Origin of the sequence: Nonomuraea sp. NPDC001831 (assembly GCF_042892035.1) — a bacterium.
Lineage (GTDB): Bacteria > Actinomycetota > Actinomycetes > Streptosporangiales > Streptosporangiaceae > Nonomuraea.
In genome coordinates, this window is sequence record NZ_JBIATU010000009.1 from 69,338 (window position 1) to 85,606 (window position 16,269).

The 16,269-nt window shown below is 73.4% G+C and carries 17 protein-coding genes; 9 read left to right on the forward strand and 8 right to left on the reverse strand.

The annotated features are described in order from the left end of the window. Positions 1 to 3 precede the first annotated feature (3 nt). Positions 4 to 1,494, reverse strand: coding sequence for a von Willebrand factor type A domain-containing protein (locus ACFYYW_RS27670; protein ID WP_387652662.1), 1,491 nt, complete (start codon positions 1,492 to 1,494; stop codon positions 4 to 6). Between the two features lie 238 nt (positions 1,495 to 1,732). Beyond that, positions 1,733 to 2,752 carry a type III polyketide synthase gene (locus tag ACFYYW_RS27675; protein ID WP_387652664.1) on the reverse strand — a complete coding sequence of 340 codons (1,020 nt, stop codon included), beginning with the start codon at positions 2,750 to 2,752 and terminating at the stop codon, positions 1,733 to 1,735. A gap of 172 nt (positions 2,753 to 2,924) precedes the next feature. Between ACFYYW_RS27675 and ACFYYW_RS27680 the strand changes: the two genes are divergently transcribed. Next, entirely contained in the window at positions 2,925 to 3,872 is a 948-nt protein-coding gene (locus ACFYYW_RS27680; RefSeq protein ID WP_387653123.1) for a helix-turn-helix domain-containing protein, read from the forward strand. Between the two features lies 1 nt (position 3,873). On the opposite strand, the gene ACFYYW_RS27685 is transcribed toward ACFYYW_RS27680, so the two are convergent. Next, positions 3,874 to 4,530, reverse strand: a complete 657-nt coding sequence (locus tag ACFYYW_RS27685; protein WP_387652666.1) for a TetR/AcrR family transcriptional regulator — start codon at positions 4,528 to 4,530, stop codon at positions 3,874 to 3,876. A 22-nt stretch (positions 4,531 to 4,552) separates the two neighbouring features. Between ACFYYW_RS27685 and ACFYYW_RS27690 the strand changes: the two genes are divergently transcribed. Next, positions 4,553 to 5,884 carry an MFS transporter gene (locus ACFYYW_RS27690; RefSeq protein WP_387652668.1) on the forward strand — a complete coding sequence of 444 codons (1,332 nt, stop codon included), beginning with the start codon at positions 4,553 to 4,555 and terminating at the stop codon, positions 5,882 to 5,884. Further along, on the forward strand, positions 5,881 to 6,294 hold the full coding sequence (locus ACFYYW_RS27695; protein ID WP_387652670.1) for a hemerythrin domain-containing protein: 414 nt from the start codon (positions 5,881 to 5,883) through the stop codon (positions 6,292 to 6,294). Before ACFYYW_RS27690 ends, ACFYYW_RS27695 begins: the two co-directional genes overlap by 4 nt. 15 nt (positions 6,295 to 6,309) lie before the next feature. Here the strand turns inward: ACFYYW_RS27695 and ACFYYW_RS27700 are convergent, their stop codons facing one another. The 3 genes from ACFYYW_RS27700 to ACFYYW_RS27710 form a co-directional block, all read right to left on the reverse strand. Then, the gene (locus ACFYYW_RS27700) at positions 6,310 to 7,173 is read right to left on the reverse strand and encodes a pyridoxamine 5'-phosphate oxidase family protein (protein WP_387652672.1); all 864 of its coding nucleotides are present in this window, start codon (positions 7,171 to 7,173) and stop codon (positions 6,310 to 6,312) included. Next, positions 7,174 to 7,617: a VOC family protein gene (locus tag ACFYYW_RS27705; protein ID WP_352324651.1), complete on the reverse strand. Its 444-nt coding sequence runs from the start codon at positions 7,615 to 7,617 to the stop codon at positions 7,174 to 7,176. It abuts the gene before it with no gap. A gap of 88 nt (positions 7,618 to 7,705) precedes the next feature. Next, positions 7,706 to 8,281: a CGNR zinc finger domain-containing protein gene (locus ACFYYW_RS27710; protein WP_387652674.1), complete on the reverse strand. Its 576-nt coding sequence runs from the start codon at positions 8,279 to 8,281 to the stop codon at positions 7,706 to 7,708. A 98-nt stretch (positions 8,282 to 8,379) separates the two neighbouring features. Here ACFYYW_RS27710 and ACFYYW_RS27715 point away from each other — a divergent pair, with 98 nt between their 5' ends. The 3 genes from ACFYYW_RS27715 (at position 8,380) to ACFYYW_RS27725 (ending at position 11,346) form a co-directional block, all read left to right on the forward strand. Continuing rightward, positions 8,380 to 9,009: a TetR/AcrR family transcriptional regulator gene (locus ACFYYW_RS27715; RefSeq protein WP_387652676.1), complete on the forward strand. Its 630-nt coding sequence runs from the start codon at positions 8,380 to 8,382 to the stop codon at positions 9,007 to 9,009. Further along, entirely contained in the window at positions 9,006 to 10,505 is a 1,500-nt protein-coding gene (locus ACFYYW_RS27720) for an FAD-dependent monooxygenase (protein ID WP_387652678.1), read from the forward strand. The genes ACFYYW_RS27715 and ACFYYW_RS27720 overlap by 4 nt, the downstream gene beginning before the upstream one ends. 76 nt (positions 10,506 to 10,581) lie before the next feature. Further along, entirely contained in the window at positions 10,582 to 11,346 is a 765-nt protein-coding gene (locus ACFYYW_RS27725; protein ID WP_387652680.1) for a class II aldolase/adducin family protein, read from the forward strand. A gap of 6 nt (positions 11,347 to 11,352) precedes the next feature. Here the strand turns inward: ACFYYW_RS27725 and ACFYYW_RS27730 are convergent, their stop codons facing one another. After that, positions 11,353 to 12,306 (reverse strand): GlxA family transcriptional regulator, encoded by a 954-nt coding sequence (locus ACFYYW_RS27730; protein WP_387652682.1) that lies wholly within the window; start codon positions 12,304 to 12,306, stop codon positions 11,353 to 11,355. A 71-nt stretch (positions 12,307 to 12,377) separates the two neighbouring features. On the opposite strand from ACFYYW_RS27730, the gene ACFYYW_RS27735 reads away from it, so the two are divergent. Continuing rightward, on the forward strand, positions 12,378 to 13,646 hold the full coding sequence (locus ACFYYW_RS27735; RefSeq protein WP_387652684.1) for an MFS transporter: 1,269 nt from the start codon (positions 12,378 to 12,380) through the stop codon (positions 13,644 to 13,646). Next, a complete protein-coding gene (locus tag ACFYYW_RS27740) occupies positions 13,646 to 14,314 on the forward strand; it encodes a peptidyl-tRNA hydrolase (protein ID WP_387652686.1) in 669 nt (222 codons plus the stop codon). The genes ACFYYW_RS27735 and ACFYYW_RS27740 overlap by 1 nt, the downstream gene beginning before the upstream one ends. Here the strand turns inward: ACFYYW_RS27740 and ACFYYW_RS27745 are convergent. Continuing rightward, positions 14,304 to 15,269: a DUF3616 domain-containing protein gene (locus tag ACFYYW_RS27745; RefSeq protein WP_387652688.1), complete on the reverse strand. Its 966-nt coding sequence runs from the start codon at positions 15,267 to 15,269 to the stop codon at positions 14,304 to 14,306. The genes ACFYYW_RS27740 and ACFYYW_RS27745 overlap by 11 nt on opposite strands. A gap of 170 nt (positions 15,270 to 15,439) precedes the next feature. Here ACFYYW_RS27745 and ACFYYW_RS27750 point away from each other — a divergent pair, with 170 nt between their 5' ends. Next, entirely contained in the window at positions 15,440 to 16,258 is an 819-nt protein-coding gene (locus ACFYYW_RS27750; RefSeq protein WP_387652690.1) for a hypothetical protein, read from the forward strand. Positions 16,259 to 16,269 lie beyond the last annotated feature (11 nt).

The following is a 16,269-nucleotide window of genomic DNA, read 5'->3' on the forward strand; positions in this document are numbered from 1 at the left end:
CGGTCAGTCGACCGAGCGGGCCATGTCGATCAGCTTGACCAGCTCGGCGACCATCGGGTCCTCCGAGCTCCCCGACAGGCGCTCGGCGTGCTCGCGCAGCGCCGGCAGGTCCAGGCCGAACGCCTTCCTGTCGCGCAGGTAGACCGCGAAGGCCGCGACGACCACGTCCACCTGCAGCCGGATCGGCGTGCCGGTCCAGATCGAGGGCTTCAGGTCGTCGGCCCGCAGCGACTTGCCGGCCTCGGAGGCCGCCCGGGTGTCGGGGTCCAGCCAGCGCACGGTCGCCTGGGCGAGCTGTCCACGCGCGCCCGGCTTGAGGTGGAGGGCGTACAGGGCCGTGACCGAGTGGCCGGGGCCGATCTCGCCGCCGTCGCGGCTGTCGTCGCGGAACTCCTCGGCCGACATCGCGCGGTTCTCGTAGCCGATGAGCTGGTAGCTCTCCACGACCGAGGGGTTGAAGACGACCTGCGCCTTGGCGTCGCGGGCGCGCACCTCGATGGTGGCCGGGAGCTGGGTGGTGAAGACCTTCTCGGCCTCCTGCTCGGAGTCCACGTAGACGGCCATGCCGTCGCCGTTGTCGGCGAGCTGCTCCATCAGCTCGTCGCCGTATTCGCGGCCGACGCCGACGGTGAGCAGCGTGACCTGCTTGCCCGCGTACTCCTTGACCTGCTCCACGATGGTCCGCCACTCGGTGTCGCCCTGGTTGGCCAGGCCGTCGGAGAGCAGGACGACCCGGTTCGTGGCGGCGGCCCGGAACGCCTGGGACGCCTCCCGGTACCCGGTCAGGACGCCGCTCTGCAGGTTCGTGCCGCCGGCGGTGGCCAGCTCGTCCACCGCGGCGTGGAGCTGGCTCCTGGCGGTGAGCGGCGTCATGGAGGCCAGCACCTCGGCCTCGTCGCTGAAGGCCACGAGCGACACCTGGTCGCCGGGCGCGAGCTGGTCGAGCAGCTTGTGCAGGGCCGACTTGACCAGGTCCAGGCGGCCGGTCTCGGCCATCGAGCCGGACACGTCGACCACGAACGTGAGGTTGGCCGGACGGCGCGCGCCCGGGTCGGAGGCGCGGGTCTGCAGGCCCACGCGGAGCACGGCCTCGTCGCGGGCGGGCAGCCGCGCGCCGTCCACGTGCACGGCGAAGCCGTCGTCGGAGGGCTGTGGGTAGTCCTGCCCGAAGGCGTTGACCCACTCCTCGGGGCGGATCTCGCCGGGCGCGGGCCAGCGGCCTTCCTGGAGCGTACGGCGGGCGTAGCCGTACGAGGCGGTGTCCACGTCCAGGGCGAAGGTGGAGATCTGCGCCGTGGTCGTGTCCTTCTCGGATTCCTGGGTGCCGGCCGGGGGCGCGCTCGGCGCGGGCTGCCGCTGCGTGTCGGACAGGGGGGCCCGCGCGGCGCTGCCGCTGGACGATCCGCCGGAGCCGCCGCACGCGGCGAGTCCGAGAAGCGCGGCGAGCCCGACGCTGATGGCCAGGGGACGAATGGCTAAGGGGCGACATCTCATCGCAACCACCTCCGCGTCCTATGACGGAGATCCGTGTGGCAGCGGCCGGGCCGGAGACGCAAGCGAGCACAAACCGCGATCGTCACGTGATCAGTTGTGACAGATCAGAATTGATGGGATGGGCGGGGATGTGCGGCGCGGACGGTCGCGCGGGCCCGGAGGCGGCCGCCGTCGCCCCGTCGTTACCGGCCGTCGCCCGGTCGTTATCGGCCTTCGCCCGTTCGTCGGCCGGTCGTCCTCACCAGTGGAGCAGGAGCAGCTCGGCGGAGAAGCCGGGCCCCAGGGCCATCAGGACGGCGGGCCGGCCGGAGTGCCCGCGGGTCTCCTGGAGCACGTGGAGCACCGAGACCGACGACAGGTTCCCGTACGTCCGCAACGACCGCCACGTCACGTCCAGCGCCCTGGGGTCGAGGTCGAGGCTCTGCACGATCTTGTCGATGACCTTGGGGCCGCCGGGATGGCAGATCCACGTCGGCACCTGGTCGGGGGTCAGGCCGTAGTCGGCCAGGAAGGCCCTGATGTCGTCGGCCAGCACCTGGTCCACGAAGTGGGTGAGGTCGGCGTCGAGCACGATGTGGAAGCCGTGGTCGCCCACCTCCCATCCCATCAGGTGCTCGGTGTCGGGGTAGAGCCTGCTGCGGGTGGCGACGACCTCGGGGCCCCGGCCGCGCCCGGTGGCGACGACGGCCGCCGCGCCGTCCCCGAACAGGCCGCTGGCGATCATGTTGGCGATCGAGGAGTCGTCGCGCTGGATGGTCAGCGAGCACAGCTCCACGCACACCAGCACGGCGGCGTGGTCGGGCCAGCCGCGCAGGTAGTCGTGCAGACGTGACAGGCCCGAGGCCCCGGCCGCACAGCCGAGGCCGAACACGGGCACCCGCTTGACGTCGCCGCGCAGCCCGAGGCGCTGGGCGAGCCTGGCGTCCAGCGAGGGCGTGGCCAGGCCGGTGGTCGAGCAGAACAGCAGGTGGTCGATCTTCCCCGGCGGCACGTCGGCCTTTTCGAGGGCGCCTCGGACGGCCTGCTCGCCCAGGTCGAGGGCGATCTCGACGTAAATGGCGTTGGCGCGGGCGAAGGAGTCGAGCTTGGTGTAGCCGTCCAGCGGGAGTGCGAGGTTGCGGCCCACGACGCCGGTGGCCGCGTGGAAGCGCCGCAGCAACTCCTCGTCGCAGTCCGTCAGACGGGAGAACGCTTCGGTGATCTCCGCCTGCTCGTAGCGGTGATCGGGGAAAACGGTCTCTACCCCCGAAATATGCATATATCACTCCTGCCGCAGGGAGGGGAGCGCTAACCTGCTCGCGCCGGATATGGGCGGTTAATATGCGTATGTGCCGCTTCCGACCTCCGGCCGACCGCCCATGATCTCCGCCGCCCCGCTCCCGGCCCCCGTTCCGCTTCCGGCCCCCGCCCGGCTGCCGGTTCCCGCCCGGTTGCCCACGGTCGCCGTGCTGGCCTTCGACGGGATGGCGCCGTTCGAGCTGGGGTGCGTCGTGGAGTTCTTCGGGCTGCCCCGGCCCGAGCTGGACGTCCCCTGGTACGACCTGAAGGTGTGCGCCGAGACCGCCGAGCCGCTGCGCGTGGTCGGCGGGTTCACCATGCAGGCCGCGCACGGGCTCGACGTCCTGGCCGGGGCCGGGACGGTGATCGTGCCCGGCGTGGCCGACGTCCGGGGCGAGGTCTCCGGCGAGCTGGTCGAGGCGCTGCGCCAGGCCCACGGCCGGGGCGCCCGGATGGTGTCGATCTGCTCCGGCGCGTTCGCGCTGGCCGCCGCCGGTCTCCTGGACGGCCGCGAGGCCACCACCCACTGGAGGTACGCCGACCTGCTCCAGCGGCGTTTCCCCGCCGTCCGCGTCAACCCCTCGGTCCTGTACGTGGACGGCGGCGACGTGCTGACCAGCGCGGGCAGCGCCGCCGGCCTCGACCTGCTGGTCCACCTGGTACGCACCGACCACGGGCCGAACGTGGCCAACGCGGTCGCCCGCCGTCTGGTCGTCGCGCCGCACCGGGAGGGCGGTCAGGCCCAGTTCATCGAGGCCGCCGTCACGCCGGTGGCCGACGACGGCGGCGTGGCCAGGGCGATGGGATGGGCGCTCGACCACCTGGCCGAGCCGATCGGCGTGGCGGACCTGGCCGCGGTGGCGCACATGTCGCAACGCTCGTTCATCAGGCACTTCAAGCGGCAGACCGGGACCAGCCCGCTGCGGTGGGTGATCTCGCAGCGGGTGGCCGCGAGCCTGCCGATGCTGGAGTCGACGGCGGCGCCGGTGGAGGAGGTCGGGGCGGCGGTCGGGTTCGAGAGCCCGGCGACGTTCCGCCACCACTTCACCCGCGCGATGCGCACCTCCCCTTCCGCCTACCGCCGCGCCTTCGGCCCCTGACTCAACCTTTCGCCGTGTGGCTGGGGAGCAGGCCGTCCACCAGGGCGCGCAGCCCCAGCTCGTAGGTGTCCGCGGCGGTGAGCTCGGCCCAGCGGCCGCCCAGTTCGGCCAGGCGGGGCAGGGCCGCCGGGTCGAGGCCGGCGAAGACCTGGTCGCGGTAGGTCGGCCGGCCCTCCTCGCGCCTGCGCCCGGCCGCCGCGCGGATGGTGATCTCGCCGGCCGTGTAGTGCCAGATGATGCGGTAGAGGTGCACGGCGCGCTCGGCCGTCAGGCCCGCGTCGAGGGCCGCGTCGATGATCTTCTCCGGGTACCACAGCGCGCCGACCGCGAGCAGGTCGTCGGCGCGCAGCACGTCCACCGCCCAGGGGCAGCCGGCCACCCCGTCGCGCATGGCCAGGGCCACCACGACCACGCGTTCGCGCGGGTCGGCGGGCAGGTCGGGGCGCGGCAGCCCGGCCGCGTACTCGTCGAGCAGGAGCAGCAGGAGCTCCTCCTTGTCGCGGACGTGGTGGTAGAGCGCCATCGGCGTGCTGCCGACCTCCTTGGCCAGCCTGCGCATGGTCAGCCCGCCGACGCCGTCGGCCTCGATGACCCGGTGCGCCGCTGCCACGATGTCGGCCCGCGAGATCCGGGGCGGCCTTCCAGTGCGTGCGGGCATGCCGTCATGTTACTTTCTATACATGTATAAAAAGACATCGCCGTGGACGGCGGTGGTGGTCCTGGCGTTCGCCGTCGCCGTCGGGTCACTCCAGATGACCGTCGTCGTCCCGCTGCTCCCGCTGCTCCAGAGGCAGTTCGGCGCGTCGCCCACCTCCGTCTCCTGGACGCTCACCGCCGGCCTGCTGTCCGGCGCGGTCGCGATCCCGCTGCTGTCCCGGCTCGGCGACATGTACGGCCGCCGCGCCGTCGCCATGTCTGCGCTCGCCTTGCTGGTGGCCGGTTCGGCGGTCGCCGCGCTGTCCGGCACGCTCGGCGCGGTCGTCACCGGACGGGCGCTGCAGGGCGTGTCCGCCGCGCTGCTCCCGCTGGCCATGGGGCTGGCCAGGCAGGCGGTCCCCGCCCAGCGGCTGGCCACGGCGATCGGCGTGCTGAGCGCCACCATCGGCGTGGGCAGCGGCGGCGGCATGATCCTGGCCGGGCTGGTGGGCGGCGACCACCGGGCCATGTTCTGGATCCTGGCGGCGCTGGGCGCGCTGAGCCTCGTCCTGGTGGCGGCGCTGGTGCGGGAGGCGGCGCCGGCCGGGCGCGCGGGGCGTCCCGACCTGGTGGGGGCCGTGCTCGTCGCCGGGTGGCTGGTCTGCCTGCTGCTCGCGATCAGCAAGGGCGGCGCCTGGGGCTGGACGTCGCCGCCGACGCTGGGGCTGCTCGCGGGGGCGGTCGTGCTCGCGGTCGCGTGGGTGGTCACGGCCCGGCGTACCGCCTCGCCGCTGATCGAGATCCCCATGCTGCTGCACCGGGGCACGGTCGGGGCCACGGTGGCCTCGTTCCTCATCGGGTTCGCGCTGTTCGGGGCGATCACCACGTTGTCGGCGGTCGCCCAGGGCTCTCTCGGGGCCTCGGTGCTGCAGGTGGGGCTGTACCTGCTGCCGACCACGGTGCTGATGCTCGCCGTCTCGATGCTGGCCGGGCCGCTGATGCGGCGCTTCCCGGCCGCGGCGCTGGTCTCCGGCGGCTCCGCGCTGGTCACCGCCGCCGCGGTGTGGCTGGCGGTCTTCCGCGACACCGCGGCCGACCTGTACGGGGCCGCCGCCGTCCTCGGCCTCGGCGTCGGCCTGGTGTACGCGGCGCTCGGCACGATGGCCGTCGAGCACGTCGAACCTGCCAAGACCGCGGCGGCCGGAGGGGTGAACGCGCTGGTCAGGGTCGTGGGCAGCAGCCTGGCCGGAGCCGTCGGCGCGGCCGTGTCGGCCGCCGGGGGAGCGGGCTGGAGCTTCGGCGTCGCCGCCGGGGCCGCCCTGCTGGCCGCCGTGTTCGCGGCCGTCCACCGGGCGAGGGCGGTGGCGTGGGCATGAGCGAGGAACAGCGCCTGATCGCGTGGGGCGACGAACTGGTCAAGCTGCACGACGGCTTCCGGCGGGAGCTGGCACGCCTGCGGGCCGGCGGCGACGGCTTCGACCTGCGTACGCACTGCCTGGCGTTCTGCGACGCCCTGCACGCCCACCACGAGGGGGAGGACGCGGTGCTGTTCCCGCACCTGGCCGCCGAGCGTCCCGAGCTGGCCGACGTCCTGGCCCGGCTGGGCGCCGAGCACCGCGTGGTGGCCCGGCTGGTCGCCCGCGTCCGCGACCTGGCCGGCACGGACGCCGGCGCGGGCGACGAGCTCGACCGGCTGGCCGCCGAGCTGGAGGCCCACCTGGACTACGAGGAGGAACAGCTCGTCCCGTTGCTGAACGGCATGACCTCGATGCCCGAGAACCTCTGAGCCCGCCGCCCGTCGTCAGCGGGTGACGGGCGGGTTGAAGCGGTGGTGTTCCGGCGGCGTCCAGCCCGCCCCGACCGTGCCGTCCACCTCCGTGTACGCGGTCAGCTCGAACCGCACCGACCGCTGCTCCGCGGTCCAGTCCACCTCCGCCCGGCCGGTCAGGTGGAGGGTCCGGCCGGCGTCCCAGTCGACGAACAGCAGCCCGGCGGCCGGGTCGAGCTCCAGGTTGCCGAGCGTCATGTACATGGAGTTGCCGACGTAGTCCGGGAACTCCAGCGACCCCGGCCCGGTCACCCGGACGAACCCCGGGTTGCCGCCGCGATGGGAGACGTCGGCCCCCAGGCCCGCGGCGCGGGTGGCGATGAAGAACGTGTCGGCCCGCTCGATCCACCCGACGTGGTCCGGCGCGAGCCGCGTCCCGCCGCCGACGACCTCCGGGACGCCGGGCGCGGCAGTGGGCTCGCGGGCCTGGATGTACTTGGGGCAGTTGGCGTACACCTGCTCCGTCCAGATCACCAGGCCGCCGCCCGCCTGCACGGCGGTGCCGTTCACGCGCATCCGGCGCCGGGTGTGCGGCTCGATGGCCAGCAGCCCGATGTCGCGCTCCGCCGTGAACAGGCCCCGCAGCGGCGCCGCGGGCAGGGCGCGGACGGTGATCGTGCGGTCGTCGTCGGCGTCGGCGAACCCGGGCGGCCCGGTCAGCACGTCGGCCCACACCTGGCCGAGGTCGTCGGCCGCGCCCGCGACCAGCAGGTGCTGCGCCCGCAGGAACGCGGCGGCCACCTCGGGGATCTCGGGCCGGGTGCGCGAGCTGCCGAACGCGCCCGGCGTCCGCACCCCGGCGCGGGCCTGGACGGCGATCTCGCCTGGATGTCTCATTTAGAAGAATCCGCAGGTGGGAGCGCCGGCGGTGGGAGCGGGACGGTCGCCCGCCGCGCCGGGGGCGGAGATCTCCAGCCGGATGCCGTCGGGGTCCTCGAAGAACACGCCGCCGGAGGAGGCGCCCTCGCCGTGCGGGACCACGCCGTCGTGGTGCAGCTTCGCGCCGACCTCCCTGACGACCTGCTCGGCCCTGCGCACCGCGTCGAGGTCCGCCACCTGGAAGGACAGGTGGTGCAGGCCGGGCAGGGCGGTGGGGAAGCGGCCGTCGCTCTGCTGCCAGAGCGTGACGACGAGCTCGCCGTCCTGGGCGAGGAGGGCGTAGCGGCGGCCGTCCTCGGCGGACTCGTGGGCGACGGTGAAGCCGAAGACGCGGCCGTAGAACTCCTTCGACCTGTCGAGGTCGGTGACGTTGAGCCCGACGTGCCCGGTCCGGAATGACATACGACTCTCCTCGTCTAACGGTTGCACGACTGATTAGCCGTTAGAAATCAATATAACGGCAAAAGTAGGTCGTTGGCGTTAGAGGGGGCTATTTCTTGTGCTCCCGGTAGTGCCGCGCCGCCCGCGCGCGGTTGCCGCACGCCGGTGAGCACCACTCCTGGCGCGGGTGCTCCTTGACGAAATAGAGCACGCAGCGCGGGGCCCCGCAGGTGCGGAGCAGGGCGCGGTCGGGCCCGGCCAGGAACTCCACCGCCGCGACGGCGAGCCGCCCCCGCAGGCGCGTGGACGGGTTCGCCTTGGTCGCGGGGGCCATGGTCAGCGCCGGCTCGCCGGTCCACGACAGTTGCGGGGCCGTGGGGGCGGCCAGGGCGGTCGCGTTGACCAGGGCCAGCGACTCGGCGAAACCGGGCAGGCCGGCGGCGTCCGCGACGCTCGGCGGTGCCGGGGCGATGGCCCTGGCCAGCAGCGCCCGGACGGCCTGGCGCAGCCGTACGGTCTGCTCGCGCAACTCCTCCGTGGCGGTGAAGCCGGGCGGCACGTCCAGGTCGGCCGCGTGCTCGCGGAGCCATTCGGTCATCGCGGCGGCGTCGCGCAGCCGGTCGACGGGCCCGGAGCGGTCGGCTCTGACCGTGCCGGCGAACTCCATGGTCAGCGTGGTGGACATGCCTCCAATCTAACGCCTGCTCGCTCGTGCGCCCGTTAGGTAAAAAATTGCTTAACCAGAAAGATTGCGTGATCGGAAAAACTGCGTAATCTGAAAGGGTGACCGGATTGAGGGAACGGAAGAAGCAGGCGACCCGCGAGGCGCTGATGGACGCGGCGCTCCGGCTGGCCCTGGAGCGCGGCCTGGAGAACGTCCGGGTGGAGGACGTCGCCGAGCTGGTCGGCGTGTCGCCGCGCACGTTCAACAACTACTTCTCCAGCAAGTACGAGGCCCTCGCCGCCCGCCACACCGACCGCGTCCGCCGCACGGTGGCCGTGCTGCGGGGCCGCCCGGCGGCAGAGCCGCTGTGGGAGGCGCTGATCGCGGCCGTCGCCGAGCCCTGGGAGCACGCCTTGACCAGCCCGGGGCCGCCCGACGCCGACCGGCTGGCCCTCACCAGGCTGCTGGCCGAGGAGCCCGCGTTGCGCGCCGAGGCGCTCAAGGCCCAGTTCGCGGCCGACGGCGAGCTGGCCGCGGCCGTGGCCGAGCGCACGGGCGCCGATCCGGACCGGGACCTCTACCCGCACCTGGTGGCGGCCACCGTGAGCGCCGCTGTGCAGGTGGCCGTCGGCCACTGGCTGCGCTCCGACCCGCCCGTCCCGCTGGTGCCGGTGCTGCGCGAGGCGCTGCACCGCCTGGCCGCGGGGCTGCCCGCCCCCCACCCCCGAACCGAAGGAGACACCCCATGACCGCAGCGGACCCCACGGTCGCCGACGTCGTCATCGCCGGCGCCGGGCCCAACGGCCTGATGCTGGCCTGCGAGCTCAGCCTGGCCGGAGTCCGGCCCGTCGTGCTCGAACGCCTGCCCGTCCGCAGCGACCGGCCCAAGGCCAACGGCATCGTCGGCCAGGTCGTCGGCCTGCTGCACCAGCGCGGGCTGGCCGCGGCGCCCGCGCCGGTGCCGGCGTTCGTCTTCGGCGCCATGCCGCTCGACCTGGCCGGGCTCGACGACAACCCGCTGCGCGCGCTGCACGTCCGGCAGCCGGAGCTGGAGGAGCTGTTCGAGCGGCGGGCCGCCGAGCTGGGCGTGGAGATCCGCCGCGGCCACGAGCTGACCGGCTTCGAGCAGGACGCCGACGGCGTCACGCTCTCCGTGACAGGCCCCGAGGGCCCCTTCGAGCTGCGCACGTGCTACCTGGTGGGCTGCGACGGCGCCCACAGCCTGGTCAGGAAGCGGGCCGGCATCGGCTTCCCGGGAGTGAGCGCGCCCGACGTCGTCAGCCGCACGGCCCACGTCACCGTGCCCGGAGCGGTCGTGCGGCCCGGCACTGCCGAGATGGAGGTGCCCGGCCACGGCACGTTCGTGCTCTACACCTGGCACCGGACCGAGCGCGGCGCGTACGCGATGCTGCCCACGGGGCCGGGCGTGCTCTCGGTCACCGCGATGGAGTGGAGCGGCGAGACCTCCGGCGACGGCGAGGCCCCCGGCGACGACGTGCCGATGACGATCGGCGAGCTGCGCGCGAGCCTGGCCCGCGTGCTCGGGGCCGACCTGCCGCTCGCCCCGCCCACCGGCGAGGGCCCCCACCTGCTCCGGCGGCTGAACGGCCGCGAGACCCGGGTGGCCGACCGCTACCGGGCCGGCCGCGTGTTCGTGGCCGGCGACGCCGCCCACGTGCACTCGGCCATGGGCGCCCCCGGGCTCAACCTCGGCCTCCAGGACGCCGCCAACCTGGCCTGGAAGCTGGCCGCCGAGCTCCAGGGCTGGGCGCCCGAGGGGCTGCTCGACACCTACGACGCCGAGCGCAGGCCCGCCGCCGAGCGGGTGGCCGTGCACTCCAGCGCCCAGCTCGCCCTGGCCGCGCCGGGCCCCGACGTGACCGCCCTGCGCACGCTGTTCGCCGAGCTGCTGGACGACGACGCCAACCGGCGGCGCGTCGCGGCGCTCATGGCGGGCTCCGACCTGCCCTACCCTGCGCCCGGCAGCGCGCATCGCCTCGCCGGCCGGTTCCTGGCCGACCTGCCCGCCGAGCCCGCCTCCCGGGCCCGCCCGCTGCTGCTCGACCGCACCGGCGAGCTGCGCGTGCGCCACGAGCGGGTCGAGACGGTCACCATGCCGTCGTGCCCGGCCGAGGCCGTGCTGGTGCGCCCCGACGGCTACGTGGCCTGGGCAGGCACGCCGGACGAGACGCTGACCGAGGCGCTGGAGACCTGGTTCGGCAAGGGGGTGGAGGTGGCGGCGTAGGCAGCGGCGTGGACGGCGGGCGTGCCGTCAGGCGTTAGTCTGCGGTCAGAACAACATTCTGTGCACAAGGAGAACCTTGCCGGACAACCTCATCTTCCGCCTGCCGCCGACGTTCGAGACGATCGAGGAGGAGCGGCGGCACCGCAAGGAACGGCTCGCGGCGGCGCTGCGCATCTTCGGCAGGTTCGGCTTCGAGGAGGGCGTGGCCGGGCACATCACCGCCCGCGACCCCGAGCTGAGCGACCACTTCTGGGTCAACCCGTTCGGCATGTCCTTCAAGCACGTCAGGGTCAGCGACCTCATCCTGGTCAACCACGAGGGCCAGGTCGTCGAGGGCCGCCACCACGTCAACGAGGCCGCCTTCGCCATCCACTCCCAGGTGCACCAGGCCCGTCCCGACGTCGTCGCGGCCGCCCACAGCCACTCGATCCACGGCCGCGCCCTGTCGGCGCTCGGCCAGACCATCGAGCCCATCACCCAGGACGCCTGCGCCTTCTACCAGGACAACGCGCTGTTCGACGACTACACGGGCGTCGTGACCGACCTGGAGGAGGGCAAGCGCATCGCCGCGACGCTGGGCGGCAACAAGGCCCTCGTGCTGCGCAACCACGGCCTGCTGACGGTCGGCGACACGGTCGACGCGGCCGCCTGGTGGTTCATCACCATGGAACGCTCGGCCCAGGTGCAGCTCCTGGCCAAGGCCGCCGGGCAGGTCGTGCCCATCGAGCCCGACAACGCCGCGCTGACCCACCAGCAGATCGGCAACGACCTGGTCGGCTGGATCAACTACCAGCCGCTGCACGACCAGATCGTGCGCGAGCAGCCCGACCTGTTCGAGTAGGGGCTCTCAGGAGCTGCGGAAGGTGTGCCGGTAGGTCAGCGGCGCGACGCCGACGGCCGCGTGCAGGTGCTGCCGGAGCGAGACCGCCGTGCCGAAGCCGGAGCGCCTGGCCACCTCCTCCACGCCGAGGTCGGTGGTCTCCAGCAGCCGCCTGGCGTGGCGGACGCGGTGGCCGGACAGCCATTTGGCCGGGCTCATCCCGGTCTCCTCGCGAAAGCGCCTGGTGAAGGTGCGCACGCTCATCCTGGCGTGCGCGGCCAGCGCGTTGAGGTCGAGCGGGGCGTCGAGGTGGGCCAGCATCCAGTCGCGGGTCGCGGCGGTGCCGCCGGCGCCGTCGTGCGGCAGGGGGCGCTCGATGTACTGCGCCTGGCCGCCGTCCCGCCAGGGCGGCATCACGCAGCGGCGGGCGGCCCGGTTGGCCACCTCGGTGCCGTGGTCGCGCTTGATCACGTACAGGCACAGGTCGAGGCCCGCCGCCACCCCGGCCGAGGTCAGCACGTCGCCGTCGTCCACGAAGAGCACGTCGGGGTCCAGCTTGACCTGGGGGAACAGGGCGGCGAACCGGGCCGCCTCGCGCCAGTGCGTGGTGGCCGGACGGCCGTCCAGCAGGCCCGCCGCGGCCAGCACGAACGCGCCCGTGCAGATCGACATGATCCGCGGCCGGTCCTGCAGGGCGGCGCGCAGGGTGTCGGTGATCGTGCCGTCCTTCATCGCCCGGCCCGCGTGGATGCCGGGGACCAGCACCGTGTCGGCCGTGTCCAGCACGTCGAGGTCGTGGTCGGGCAGCACGGTGTAACCGGCCGTGCAGCGGACCGGCTCGCGGTCGGGGGAGCAGGTCACGACCTCGTAGAGCTTCTCGCCGTCCGGCGTCTCGGCCGACTCGAAGACCTGGCCGGGCACGCCGAGGTCGAGCGGGGCGAAGTGGTTCAGCACGACGACCGCGACACGATGGGCTGCCATGGCCCGATTCTTGCACATATTGGCTTTCGGGCCACTCGCGCCGTCAAAATGCGATGAATCAGGATTGGCGCATGACGTTGAGCACCACCCCCACCCCCACGCGGACCCGCAGGATCCACCGCGCCTGGTGGGTCGCGGCCGTGGCCTTCGTGGCCATCCTCGGCGCGGCCGGCTTCCGCGCCACCCCCGGCGTGCTGATCACCCCGCTGCACGACGAGTTCGGCTGGAGCAGAGGCACGATCTCGCTGGCCGTGTCGATCAACCTGGTGCTCTACGGGCTCACCGCGCCCTTTGCCGCCGCGCTGATGGACCGCTTCGGCATGCGCCGCGTGGTGTCGCTGGCCCTGCTGCTGGTCGCGGTGGGCAGCGGGCTCACCGTGATCATGACGGCGAGCTGGCACCTGCTGCTGTTCTGGGGCGTGTTCATCGGGCTCGGCACCGGGTCGATGGCGCTGGTGTTCGCCGCCACGGTGACCGACCGCTGGTTCGTCCGGCACCGGGGGCTCGTCACCGGCATCCTGACCGCGGCGGGCGCGACCGGGCAGCTCATCTTCCTGCCCGTGCTGGCCTGGCTCGCCGAGGGGCCGGGCTGGCGGGTGGCCTCCCTGACGGTGGCCGGCGCCGCGCTCGCGGTGGTGCCGTTCGTCTGGTGGTTGCTGCGCGACCACCCCGAGGAGGTGGGCACGACGGCGTTCGGCACCGAGGCGGGCGCCGTACGGACCGGGCCGGCCGGCGGGAACGCGGCGGCGCGGGCGCTGACGGTGCTGCGCTCGGCCGCGCGCACGCGGCCCTTCTGGTTCCTCGCCGGCGGCTTCGCGATCTGCGGCATGAGCACGAACGGCCTGGTCGGCACGCACTTCATCCCCGCCGCGCACGACCACGGCATGGCCGAGCCGGTCGCCGCCGGCCTGCTCGCCATCATCGGGATCTTCGACATCGCCGGGACGGTCGCCTCCGGCTGGCTCAGCGACAAGGTCAACCCCAAGCTGCTCCTCGGCGTCTACTACGGCCTGCGCGGCCTGTCGCTGATGCTGCTGCCCGGCCTGTTCGCGGCCACCACCGAGCCCAGCATGCTGATCTTCATCGTGTTCTACGGCCTGGACTGGGTGGCCACCGTGCCCCCGACCGTCGCCCTGTGCCGCCAGATCTACGGCCAGGACGGCGCGGTCGTGTTCGGCTGGGTGTTCGCCTCCCACCAGGTGGGCGCCGCCGTCGCCGCCGTGGGCGCCGGCCTGACCCGCGACCACCTCGGCGCCTACGACCTGGCCTGGTACGCCGCCGGCGCCCTCTGCCTGCTGGCCGCGGGAATGTCCCTGGCCATCCGGCATGCTAGACGGTGATGAACGAGACCGAACTGATGGTCCTCCCCCTCGTGGTCAGGATCGAGAGGGCCGCTCCCCCCGAGCGCACCGACGCGCTGGAGGCCGCCGCCATGGCCGTGCTGAGCCTGCTGGACGACCCGGGGGAGTGGGCCGCGGAGCTGCACGCCTGGCAGTCCACCGGCAAGATCCGCAAGGTGGTGCGGCGCGCCAGGGGCGCCGAGTGGCGCAGGGCCGCCGCGCTCCCCGGCCGCACGGTCGAGCACCGCACGGCGCAGGTGCGGGTGCACCCGCCCGTCCCGCTCGACGCCTGGCCCAAGGATCTGGCCCGGCTCCAGGTGGGCGGCACCGAGCTGAGCGACGCCGCCGAGCCCGGCGACCCGCCCGCCGGGCCGCCGGTCCTGTGGGAGAACCCCGCGCTGACCATGTCGGCGGGCAAGGCCATGGCCCAGGCCGGGCACGCCGCGCAGCTCGCCTGGTGGGCCAGCGACGAGGCCGAGCGGGCCGCCTGGCGGGCGGACGGCCTGGCGGTCTCCGTGCGCGCCGCGCCCGGCAGGGACGACTTCGACGCCAAGGTGGCCGCCGGATTGCCCGTGGTGCGCGACGCCGGGTTCACCGAGATCGAGCCGGGTTCGTGCACGTTCGTCGCCGAGGCGCCCTGGCTGCTCGGGCGGGTCGCTAGATCGTGAAGACGTCGGCCAGCACGCCGCCCGCCGGGGTGATCCGGGCGGGCGACGGGCTGTCGTAGACGACCATGAGCCGGCCGTCGGGCAGCACGGCCAGCCCTTCCGGATGGTCGTCGCCGACGCCGTAGGGCAGCTCCAGGACCGTCTCCAGGTCGTGTGCGGGCACCAGCCCGCCGCCCTGCCGCTCCCGCCAGCGCACGACGCGGACCGGGCCGTCCAGGCTCATCGTGGGGCCGGTGAGCAGCAGCAGGTCGCCGCCGTGCGGGCACATGTCCCGCACGCCCAGCCCGCCGAGGTCGAGGAAGTGCTTGCGGTACGGCCCGTCGAGCCGTAACCGGCCGCCGCCGTCGTCCACCGGACGGATCTCCAGCACCACCGCCCAGCCGCGCAGCACCGGCCCGCGCAGCCCGAGGTAGACCCGCTCGCCCACGACCGCGATGCCCTCGATGTCGAGCCCGTTGTCCTTGCCCGGCAGCGCCAGGAACGGCGCCAGATGGCGGTCACCGGCCAGCATGGCGGCGACGTTGCGCTCGCCGGACAGGATCGCGCCGGGCAGCGGGCGCTCGCCGGTGCCGTCCAGCGGCAGGCGGACCAGGATGAACCGGTTCTCCTCGCGGACGACCGTGCCCAGCCTCCTGATCGACTTCTCCGGCGAGCCCGGCTTGGCCTTGCGGCGCTTGAGGCTGTGCGAGCCGACCGCCCACAGATGGCCGTCGGCCCTGGCCAGGCCCTCGATGTCGGCCTCGTCGAAGCGTCCGGCGGGCAGGTTCACGTAGTCGGCCAGGAAGAACGAGCGCTCGTCGCCGTAGTGGTCGCCGGTCCAGGTGAGCCGCTCGACGGTGGCGGTCTCGTCGCCGGCCACCCACAGGCCCGACGGCTCCCACCTGACCGCGGAGAGATTCGTGTGCGTCTGGGCGAACCGGGAGTCCTCGCCGAACCGCAGTTCCACCTGTTCCACCCCGCCATGATTGCACTTCGGTCGCTTCACACACGCAATGGCGGGATATGTCGTACGCTCCCGTCGTGCTCCATGGGGAAGATGAGACCGAGGGTTCACGAGTGAGAACCACAGACCGCCCTGCGAACCCTGTTTCACCGCCCAGGCGCTCCCGCATCGGCGATGTCCGCATGCGGTCGATCTATCGGGGGCTCGCCGTCGTGGCGGCCGTGGCGGTCGGCGCCACGGTGATCGTCCTGGCGCTCCCGTCCGGGCCGGACGAGGTCGTGGCGGGGCCGGTAACCGCGCCGCCGGCCGCACCCGCCTCGTCCGCGCCGGCCCCATCCGCGGCGGCCCCCACCTCGTCGGCCACCCCCACGCCGACGTCGTCCGCCACGCCGACCTCTTCCCTCACGCCGACGTCGGCTCTCACGGCGACCCCGTCGCCGTCGCCGGGCGCCTCGCTCGCGCCCGGCTACACCGCCATGCAGGCCCTGTACGCCGACCCGCGGGTGCCCCGCCTGACCGGCCGGGTCAAGCGGATGGCCCTGCCCCGGCCGGCCAGGCGGCTGATGAAGGACCGGCGCACCGGCCTGGCCGTGCCGCGGCTGGGCAAGCCGTGGAAGACGCACGGGGCGGCGCCGTTCACCAGCAAGCAGGTGCTGCCGGCGGTGCGCGGCGGCAGGCTGCGCGGCATGCTGGTGACCTGCCCGTTGCCGATCATGGAGCAGAAGTCGCCGCGCGACACGGCGCTGCTGGCCGCGCGCTGGACGCTCAACCACCACCCCAAGGGCTCCAAGATCAGCTGGCTCGCCTCACAACGCGTCAAAACCGGATGGATGCTCGTATACCGCGTCAAATACGGCAAACATTCCTCTCGAGCAGCCGTCGTGGTGATGGACGGGGGAATGAGCAAGCCGGGACTTGCGTTCGTCACAGTGCCTGACTCGCAGAGAAAGCGCTGGCGTGATATTGGCCGTGTCGTCTCAGGAGTGCGTGTTCTAGGCTAGAAAGATCATGT